This window comes from Arthrobacter celericrescens (genome assembly GCF_003614925.1).
In the GTDB taxonomy this organism is placed as follows: Bacteria; Actinomycetota; Actinomycetes; order Actinomycetales; family Micrococcaceae; genus Arthrobacter; species Arthrobacter celericrescens.
In genome coordinates, this window is sequence record NZ_QYLP01000079.1 from 20,409 (window position 1) to 29,818 (window position 9,410).

Annotated in this window: 10 protein-coding genes; 6 read left to right on the forward strand and 4 right to left on the reverse strand. The window is 67.6% G+C overall.

Going from position 1 to position 9,410, the window contains the following annotated elements; genetic code table 11:
- Positions 1–76 precede the first annotated feature (76 nt).
- Complete coding sequence (locus tag D3654_RS13680; RefSeq protein ID WP_120522036.1) at positions 77–1,060, reverse strand: hypothetical protein; 984 nt, start codon at positions 1,058–1,060, stop codon at positions 77–79.
- 138 nt (positions 1,061–1,198) lie between these two features.
- Here D3654_RS13680 and pepN point away from each other — a divergent pair, with 138 nt between their 5' ends.
- The 3 genes from pepN (at position 1,199) to D3654_RS13695 (ending at position 4,889) form a co-directional block, all read left to right on the forward strand.
- Positions 1,199–3,760, forward strand: a complete 2,562-nt coding sequence (pepN, locus tag D3654_RS13685) for an aminopeptidase N (RefSeq protein WP_120522037.1) — start codon at positions 1,199–1,201, stop codon at positions 3,758–3,760.
- Between the two features lie 75 nt (positions 3,761–3,835).
- A complete protein-coding gene (locus tag D3654_RS13690) occupies positions 3,836–4,312 on the forward strand; it encodes an OsmC family protein (protein WP_120522038.1) in 477 nt (158 codons plus the stop codon).
- Positions 4,313–4,427: 115 nt separating this feature from the next.
- A complete protein-coding gene (locus D3654_RS13695) occupies positions 4,428–4,889 on the forward strand; it encodes an OsmC family protein (protein WP_120522039.1) in 462 nt (153 codons plus the stop codon).
- On the opposite strand, the gene D3654_RS13700 is transcribed toward D3654_RS13695, so the two are convergent.
- On the reverse strand, positions 4,870–5,874 hold the full coding sequence (locus D3654_RS13700) for a Rossmann-fold NAD(P)-binding domain-containing protein (protein WP_120522040.1): 1,005 nt from the start codon (positions 5,872–5,874) through the stop codon (positions 4,870–4,872). The two genes, D3654_RS13695 and D3654_RS13700, sit on opposite strands and share 20 nt — an antisense overlap.
- A 100-nt stretch (positions 5,875–5,974) precedes the next feature.
- Between D3654_RS13700 and D3654_RS13705 the strand changes: the two genes are divergently transcribed.
- Both D3654_RS13705 and D3654_RS13710 read left to right on the forward strand, forming a co-directional pair.
- Positions 5,975–6,631, forward strand: coding sequence for a mechanosensitive ion channel family protein (locus D3654_RS13705; RefSeq protein WP_120522041.1), 657 nt, complete (start codon positions 5,975–5,977; stop codon positions 6,629–6,631).
- A complete protein-coding gene (locus D3654_RS13710; protein ID WP_425359420.1) occupies positions 6,624–7,124 on the forward strand; it encodes a globin in 501 nt (166 codons plus the stop codon). Before D3654_RS13705 ends, D3654_RS13710 begins: the two co-directional genes overlap by 8 nt.
- A gap of 31 nt (positions 7,125–7,155) precedes the next feature.
- On the opposite strand, the gene D3654_RS13715 is transcribed toward D3654_RS13710, so the two are convergent.
- Both D3654_RS13715 and D3654_RS13720 read right to left on the reverse strand, forming a co-directional pair.
- A complete protein-coding gene (locus D3654_RS13715; RefSeq protein ID WP_162943737.1) occupies positions 7,156–7,587 on the reverse strand; it encodes a hypothetical protein in 432 nt (143 codons plus the stop codon).
- Positions 7,588–7,677: 90 nt separating this feature from the next.
- Entirely contained in the window at positions 7,678–8,352 is a 675-nt protein-coding gene (locus D3654_RS13720; RefSeq protein WP_120522043.1) for a DUF8185 domain-containing protein, read from the reverse strand.
- 52 nt (positions 8,353–8,404) lie between these two features.
- Here D3654_RS13720 and D3654_RS13725 point away from each other — a divergent pair, with 52 nt between their 5' ends.
- Entirely contained in the window at positions 8,405–9,313 is a 909-nt protein-coding gene (locus tag D3654_RS13725) for an acyl-CoA thioesterase (protein ID WP_120522044.1), read from the forward strand.
- Positions 9,314–9,410 lie beyond the last annotated feature (97 nt).

Below are 9,410 nucleotides of genomic sequence, written 5' to 3' on the forward strand. Positions count from 1 at the left end.
CGGCGGTGAGGGGATGCGGTACTAGGGTACTAGCTGGACTCCCGTGGACCCGCCAGCGATGCGCTTTAAGTCAGCGCTATTGGCCGTGCGCCCGGTCGGCTGCCCTGTTCAGCAGCCCGGCGAGCCGGTCTGCACTGGCCAGGCTGCCCGCGCTCAGTGCCACGCGGCGTCCGTTGAGCTGGCGCACGACGACGGCGGGCCCGCTGCTGACGAGCATGGCCGTGGCGCCGCCGTGGTGCCGCAGGCCCCAGCCGCCAAAGTCGGCCGCCTTGACTTCCGCGGGCGTAACGCCGGCGATGTCCACCGCCGGCACCTTCAACACCCGGAGCACCCCGGCGAGGAACACTTCGAGGCCGCCGCGGTCTGCCTTGACCCGGACGAAGAGGAAGCACGCCCCGAGGATGGCGACGCCGAACAGCAGGGCACCGAGCCACGGGACGGCAACGGAAATGAGCATCGCCGGAAATACCGCGGCAACGCAGATCATCACGAACACCGAACTGCGGGCATGGACCCACAGCTTCAGGGAGTCATCGGCGAGGCCGGGGTCCTCCCGGCGGATGCGCTCGGCTTCGAGGGCGGCGTCGTCCTCCGGAGTCCACCGCGGATCGGGCTTGAAGGCGAAGACCATCACGACACCCAACGACAGCGCCGCACCAGCACCGAGCGCCAGCACCGTGGCATCCACATGGGAGCCGCGGGCGTCCGCCAGTCCGGCCTGGCCAACGAGTCCGGCGGCGAGCACAGCAGTGATGAACAGGCTCACCATCAAGCCGAGCCCCATCATGAGCCGCCGCATGATGGCCGGCCGGGAAATGGGCACGGCCTGGACGAACACCAGCCACCCGGCCAGGACCATCAAGGAAGCCCCGCCCGCCACGTAGGCGCCGAAGGGCGCGAAGCTGCTGCCGCCGTCGGCGTTCCAGGTCACCGCAAGGGGATCCGGAAGCTCCGGCCGGAGCATCAAGGCGCAGACCACGAACGCTGCGGCGAGGAGGAGTGGGAACGCCACTGCAAAGCGCAGTGCCCGGAAATCGAGAGAGTCGCGCAGCTTGCCCATGGCTTAACGCTACTCCCGGGCGGCGACACTTTGTGATGTGCCTTGCCAAGCCGGGAAGAACTGAAAGAATGGCTTCACAGCGCCGGAGCCGGGTGAACCCGTCCGGCTTCTCTGCACACCACATCTTGGAGGCACCCCTTGCCAGGCCTGAACCTCACCCGCGCCGAAGCCGCGGAACGCGCGGAACTGCTCGCCGTCGAGTCCTACGACGTCGCCCTCGACCTGACGAGGGGCGGGACGGTCTTCGGGTCGACGACGGTGGTCAGGTTCACCGCCACGGCCGGATCGTCGACGTTCATCGACGCCATCACGGACAAGGTGCACAGCGTCACCCTGAACGGCAGGGACCTGGACCCTGCCGATGTGTCCGACGGCGTGCGGATCCAACTGCCGGACCTCGCCGCCGAGAACGAGCTCACGGTGGTGGCGGACGCCCCGTACATGAACACGGGCGAGGGCCTGCACCGCTTCGTGGATCCGGTGGACGGCGAGGTGTACCTCTACACGCAGTTCGAGGTGCCGGATTCGCGCCGGATGTTCGCCGTCTTCGAACAGCCGGACCTGAAGGCCAGGTTCACCTTCACCGTCATGGCTCCCTCGCACTGGGACGTCATCTCCAACTCCCCCACGCCCGAGCCCGCGGAAGCCGCCCCGGGAGACAACGGGGAGGCCCGCTCGGTCTGGACGTTCGCGGCCACCCCGCGGCTGTCCTCCTATGTCACGGCCCTGATTGCCGGCCCGTACCAGTCGGTGCGCAGCGAGGTCACCAGCGCCGACGGCCGGGTGGTCCCGCTGGGCGTCTTCGCCCGCAAGTCCCTCATGCAGTACCTCGACGCCGAGAACATCTTCGAACTGACCCGCCAGGGCTTCGAGTTCTTCGAGGCCCAGTTCGGCTTCCCCTACCCGTTCGAGAAGTACGACCAGCTGTTCGTCCCCGAATTCAATGCCGGCGCCATGGAGAACGCGGGCGCGGTGACCATCCTGGAAGGCTACGTCTTCCGCGGAAAAGTGGCCGAGGCGCAGGTGGAGCGCCGCGCCATCACGGTCCTGCACGAGCTGGCCCACATGTGGTTCGGCGACCTCGTGACGATGCGCTGGTGGAACGACCTGTGGCTCAACGAGTCCTTCGCCGAGTACATGTCCCACCTGGCCGCCGTCGAGAACACCGCCTTCGACCACGCCTGGACCACTTTCGCCTCGGTGGAGAAGTCCTGGGCGTACCGGCAGGACCAGCTGCCCACCACGCACCCGATCTTCGCCGAGATCAACGACCTGCAGGACGTGGAGGTCAACTTCGACGGCATCACCTACGCCAAGGGCGCCTCGGTGCTCCGCCAGCTGGTGGCCTGGGTGGGCCCGGAGCAGTTCATGGCCGGTGTCCGGGAGTACTTCAAGAAGCACGCGTGGAAGAACACCGAGCTGTCCGACCTCATGGTGGAGCTCGAGGCCGCCAGCGGCCGCGAGCTGGACCAGTGGGGCAAGCTCTGGCTCGAAACGGCCGGCGTCAACACCCTCTCCTCCGAGATCGACGTTGACGACGACGGCACTATCACCGGGTTCACGATCCGCCAGACCGCGATCGACGAGCAGCCCGTGCTGCGCCCGCACCGCCTCGCCGTCGGCTTCTACGAGCTGTCCGACGCCGGCAAGCTCGAGCGGGTGCACCGCGAGGAGCTCGACGTCGACGGCCCCGCCACCGAGGTCCCGGCCTTGCTCGGGAAGCAGCGCCCAGCGCTGATCCTGCTGAACGACGACGACCTCGCCTACGCCAAGGTCCGCCTCGATCCGGTGTCCCTGGCCAGCGCGAAGGCGCATCTGAAGGACTTCGCGTCCAGCCTGCCGCGGACCCTGGTGTGGGGTTCGGCATGGGATGCCGCCCGCGACGGCGAGACCCCGGCGCGCGGCTATGTTGAGCTGATCCTGGCCAACATCGCCTCCGAGACCGATTCCTCGGTGATCCTGGTGCAGCTGCGCCAGCTCGCCACGACGCTGAACTTCTACGTGGCCGCCGAACACAAGGACGCCACTGCCGAAGCCGCCGCTGACCGGCTCTGGGAGCTGGCCTCCTCGGTTGCCGCAGGCTCGGATGCGCAGCTGCAGTTCGTGAAGTCCTTCGCACTGCTGGCGCGGGGCGCGAGCCAGCTGGACATCATCCAGGCTCTGCTCGACGGCTCCCTTTCCCTGGCCGGGCTCACCCTGGACCAGGACCTGCGCTGGGAACTCCTGACCTCACTGGTGGTCGGCGGGCGGGCGGACCAGGCTCGCATCGATGCCGAACTCGAACGCGACCACACCTCCAGCGGCCAGAACGCGGCAGCCCAGGCGACGGCGGCACTGCCGACGCCGGAGGCAAAGGCCGCCGCCTGGGAGAAGATCGTGGTCGCGGGCGAGCTGTCCAACGCGCTGCAGGGTTCCGCCGTCGCCGGCTTCGCCCGGGTGCTGGACACCGCACTGCTGGAACCGTTCGCGGAGAAGTACTTCGAGGCGGTCCCCGGGATCTTCGCCAAGCGGACCCACGCCCTGGCCCAGCAGATCATCGTGGGCCTGTACCCGGCCCAGCTGACCACCCAGGACACCGTGGACCGGACCGACGCGTTCCTCGCCTCCCTGCCCGAGGAAAGTGCGGCACTGCGCCGCATGATGCTGGAAAACCGCGACGGCGTGGCCCGCGCCCTGCGCGCCCGGGCGGCCGACGTCTAAGCGGTGTTTTCGATTGCGCCTCCCGTCCCGGCCCTCGCGGCCGGCCGGGAGGCGCAGCCGTTTAGACTGGGGCCCATGAGCCTGGATGAACACCGCTACGCCCTCACTGTCCGCTGGACCGGAAACCTCGGCGAAGGCACGGCAGGGTACCGGGCCTACTCACGCGACCACGACGTCGAAGTCCCCGGGCTCCCGGTGCTCAAGGGTTCCTCGGATCCAGCCTTCCGGGGCGACCCTGCCCGCTACAACCCGGAACAGCTGCTGCTCGCGGCCCTGTCGCAGTGCCATATGCTGTCCTTCCTGCACGTGGCCGTCATGAACGGAGTGGTGGTCACGGAGTACGTGGACGACGCCGAAGGGCTGATGCGGACCAACCGGGACGGCAGCGGCCAGTTCGAAACGGTCACGCTCAAGCCGCGGGTGAGGGTGGCCAGCGCGGAGCACCTTCCGCTGATGGCCGAACTCCACCGCAAGGCGAACCAGCTCTGCTTCATCGCCCGGAGCGTGAACTTCCCCGTGCTCCACGAACCGGTCACAGAGGCCGAAGGCTAGCGAGCAGCTTCCGCCGTAGTAGGTGAACAATGACGCCACGTCCCCGGGGTCGCGGGAATTTCCGGCCAGAGCCCGGATTCGGAGCCCCTGGCGGCCGCGCCCCTAGACTGAGCCCATGGAAGGCAGCCTGCACTACTCAGCAACAGTCCGCTGGACCGGCCAATTTGGACCCGGTTACCAGGAGTACTCGGTTGACCACGATCTCGAACTGCCGCCCGAATCGAAACGGGCGCGCAGGGGTTACCGGCTAAATGGCGGGGAGATGCAAATCAACCCTGCACAATTGTTTCTCGCGTCACTGGCCCAGTCCCATATGCTCGCGTTTCTCTCCGCAGCGGCCGAACACGGTGTAATAGTCACTGGTTACGAAGACGAAGCAAGCGCTTGGGTTCTCTACGAGAGGAACGGCACCGGCTATTTTGACAGTGCTCGGTTCAATCCGCGTGTTACCGTCGCGGAACCACGGCACATCAAGTGGGGAGATTGGCTACACAGCCACGCGCGAGCGCGATCCCACCTTGAGACCAGTGTGAACTTTCCGATCGAGTACAAAGCGGTTACCCGAGCCGAAGGCTAGCGAGCAGCTTCTTTTCGGTTTCCGGCCGGAGCCCGGCCTTCCGTGGCCGCTGCAGGCCCCTCGCGCGCTCATCAGCCAGGGTATCCCGCAGCGTTTCCCGCCACGGCCGCAACCTCAGCCCGCGGGCGAGGGCGGCCGCATTGGACCGCGCCATGAAGCCCTCGTGTCCCGGCGGAAGCCACAGCGGCAGCGAATCCTCGCCCGACCACGGCTGCACCCCGTGTGCCTCCAACCAGCCGGGACCGGCGGTGACGCTTCCAGGAACAACGCTTCCAGGGGCAGCGCCCGCCAGTTCGCGGCAGGCGTCAAGGTACTCACCGAAGAGCGCCACCTCGCCGACGGCGTTGAACGCGCCGGTAACCCCGCCCTCGGCTGCCGACAGGATCCATGCGGCAAGGTCACGGACGTCGATCACCTGGACCGGATCCCCGGGGATATCCGGAACGAGCACCGTTTCTCCGCCGAGAGCGAACCTGGCCGGCCAGTAGCCGTAGCGGTCGCTGCTGTCACCCGGGCCGCCGATGAGCCCGGCCCGAACGACGTGCGCTTTCTCGCCGGCCGCCTCCAGGACGAGTTTTTCGATGGCAGACTTCGACTCGCCGTACGTCTCCGGGCTTGCCTCCTCCCCCGGCGGCAGGGACGGAAGCAGCGCCGCAGCCTCGTCGGCGCCCGGCTGGTCGTGGCGGTCGTACACCGAGCAACTGGACACGAAGGTCCAGTGCCCGGTCCTGGAGCCCAGTGCCGCGAGAGCGGCGCGGGCGTGAGCAGGATCGCGCGAGACGTCGACGACGGCGTCCCACCCGCCGTCGAGTCCGTCATAGGCCCCGGCCCCTTCGGACCGGTCCGCGCGGACCCAGCGGACGCCCGGCGGCGGCTCCGCGGCGGTGCCGCGGGCCAGGCACGTGACGTCGTGTCCGGCGTCGAGGGCTTGGCGGGCAATTTCGGCCGAAAGGAACGCGGTGCCGCCGAGGATCAGGATGCGCATGTCGCCACGCTACGGCGATAGGGTTGATGGCGGACAGAGTGTTCAGCGCCCGGCGAACAGGGTCCGGGCGCCCCCAGACCCTTGAGGAGCAGCCCTGCCGATGAACGCAAGCAACCCCGCGATCCTGGATGCAGCCGAAGAAGCCGCACGAATCGACCTGGGAGCCATACTCCTGACCCTCGGGGTCGGCGTCGTCATTTGGATAGTGCTGCGGTTCATCATCCTGCGCATCACGAGGAAGGTCGCTGAAGGAAGCAGCTTCTTCCGCAATGCCCCCTTCAAATGGGTGCAGCCGGCCTTCCGGGCCTTGGACCATGAGCGGCGGTCGCAGCGGGCCCACACCATCGGCTCACTGCTGACAAGCCTGTTGAGCGTGGTGGTCGCGGGCATCGTGATCATTTACGTGCTCAAGTTCCTGAACGTGGACATCGCCCCGCTGCTGACCAGCGTGGGAATCCTCGGTGTGGTGATCGGTTTCGGCGCCCAGCAGCTCATCCGCGACTTCCTTGCAGGGATCTTCATTACCATCGAAGACCAGTACGGGATCGGCGACGTGATCGTCACCGCCGAAGTGGTTGGTACGGTTGAATCCGTGGGGCTGAGGATCACCCGGCTCCGCGCCGAAGACGGCGCCATCTGGTACCTGCGCAACGGGGAAATCCTGCGCGTGGGCAACCGGTCCCAGGGCGACTACGTCCCGGCCGACGACAAAGAGACCGGCAGCGGCGGTTCCGCTGAGGAGAAGTCCAGTGAGTGACACGGCAAACGGGCAGCAGTCCAGCGGCATCCCGGTCAACGCGGCCCCCGCGGCCGGTGACCGGCCGCAGCTGATGCGCAACGATCCCTTCAGCCAGCCCGCCTACACGGACAGCTTCTATGACGCCGTGGGCGGCCATGAGACCTTCGTGAAGCTGATCGACGTGTTCTACGACGGCGTGGCCGGGGATCCGCTGCTGCGGCCGATGTACCCGGAAGAGGACCTCGGACCCGCGAAGCGCCGGTTCCTGATGTTCCTGGAGCAGTACTGGGGCGGCCCGACGACGTACAGCCAGGAACGCGGGCACCCGCGCCTGCGGATGCGGCACATGCCGTTCCGGGTGACACCCGAGGCGAAGGAGCGGTGGCTGTTCCACATGCGCGCGGCCGTCGATGCCCTGCAACTGTCGCCCCTGCATGAGGGCACGCTGTGGGACTACATGGAGCGGGCCGCGCTCACGATGGTGAACAGCCCCTCCCCGGCGCAGCCTTAGGAACGCGGGGAGGACGAAACGGAACGGGCCACTAAGGGATGGTGACCCGTTCGTCGGTGTACGTAGATTGGATCCCGGTTTCCGGACACTCAATGGACTTCATCGCTGCGGATCGCCCGTCGTAGCTGTACCTGACGCATGCGCTGGCTGTCCATTGCTCTCCGAAGAAGCCGCCACTGGTTGTCACATGTTCGCGAAGATATATGTCGGCCAGCGGCCGGCCATCATCGGACCACGTCAGTGAATACAGTCCTGGCATCTGCCCGTTGAGCCTGCGGCCGACCAGGTTGCGGTTGCCCCGATCGGGGCTCTGGACAATATGCGCGTAGCTTGCGAGTGCGTCGTTAACCTTCTCCCTGATGCTGTTGCGGGCGATTTCATCGATGGGCGCGCGTGCGCAGGATGGAAGCAGTAAAAGGAAAATCGCTGGCAGCATGACCCGGGAAACCTTCGGGCCCTTCATTCCAGTGACGGTAGGCAGAGGCATTGCCGCAATTTATCAAGCAATTGGATTTAATCCAAGCTGCCCGGCCATGGCCTCCCGGCACTAGCCCTAGCCGACGTTGAGACCGAGGCCGGCCCCGGCTCGGACCAGGATGTGGCCGCGGCTTCCGCTAAGCCGGTACCAGCGCCCGTTGCGGAACAGCCGGTGCACGCCTCCCCCGAGGAAACCGAGGGCGAACGCCCCGAAGGCCGCGCCCGCGGGCACTCCCTCGCGTCCGGGCATTTCGCGGCCCCACACGGACGAGCGGGCGGCGGCCACCATGTGCGCTCCGGCCTGGTCGGGGACCACCCCGGCCACCTCCGCAATGCCGGCCTCGGCGACCGACTTCAGTTCGGCGTCGGACACGTCGCCCAGCGGCTCCCAGCCGCCCCGCGGCGCACCGACTCCCGCCCAGGATTCCGAAACGGTCGACGGAGGCAGCGGCAGCTCGACGTCGTCCGCGCCCGAGCGTGCCAGCCGGTCCAGCACGGAGGCGAGCGTGACTGTCACGTCCGCTTGCGCTTCTTCGGCGAGGGCGCTGGTGCGCAGGCCGAGGATGGTGGGGGTCGCGTCGCCGAGCGCCCGCGGGCGGAGGACGCATACGTAGGCCGCGAGGACGGTGCCTGCGGCCTGGAGGCGGACGGCGCCGTCGTCGATGCTCTTGGCACGCGTCACGTAGGTGCGCAGGTCCGCCAGATCCCGTGGATCGGCGAAGCGGAGGGAACGGGTCAATACATCAGCCACAGCATCGACTCTACCGGCATGTCCGTTGTTGGGCGGCGGGTAAAGTCGAACCATGACTGACGCGCACGCCGGCCTGGTGGACCAGGCCGTCCCCGAGGATCCCACCGCCACCCTCATCGAGCTGCTTTCGCTGGCCGACTTCGACGGTGCCCGGACAGACGAGGACATTTTCCTCGGCCCCTCGCAGAAGCAGCCCCGGCACCGGGTGTTCGGCGGGCAGGTCCTGGCCCAATCCCTCATCGCCGGGATGCGGACGGTCGACGAGGACCGGGTGGTCCACTCGATGCACGGGTACTTCCTGCGCCCGGGCGACGCCAACCAGCCCATCACGTTCGGGGTGCAGCGCCTGCGGGACGGCCGTTCCTTCTCGGCGCGCCGCGTGCACGCGTACCAGAACGGGCAACCGATCCTGTCCATGATCGCCTCGTTCCAGACGGAAGCCGGCGGCGTTGAACACCAGTCGACCATGCCCGAGGGCATCCCCGACCCCGAGAGCCTGCCAAGCACCGCGGACCTGTTGCGGAAGTACGACCATCCGTTAGCCCGCCACATGTCCTTCGAACGGCCCTTCGACGTGCGGCACGTCGACTCCGCCTTGTATGTCGAGGCTCCCAAGGAACAGGTGGCCAGGAACGCCGTCTGGATGAAGACCCTGGGCCCCATGCCCGACGACCCGGACTTCCACCGGGCCGCCCTCGCCTACGCAAGCGACTACACGATCCTCGAACCCATCCTGCGGGGCAACGGGCTCAGCTGGATGACACCGGGTATGAGTGTGGCGAGCCTGGACCACGCCATGTGGTGGCACCGCCCCGTCCGCGTGGACGAGTGGCTGCTCTACGTCCAGGAGTCGCCCAGCGCCCAGGGTGCTCGCGGCCTGTCGACCGGCAAGATTTTCAGCCGCGACGGCGTGCACGTGGCCACCGTGGCTCAGGAGGGAATGCTCCGGCTTCCCGAGTAGCCACAGTGCGGTAGTCACGGCTGGCCGAGTGGTTGCGGTCAACAACGGAAGGCCGGCCCCGTGCGGGGCCGGCCTTCCGTGTGTCTGGCGCTGTTAG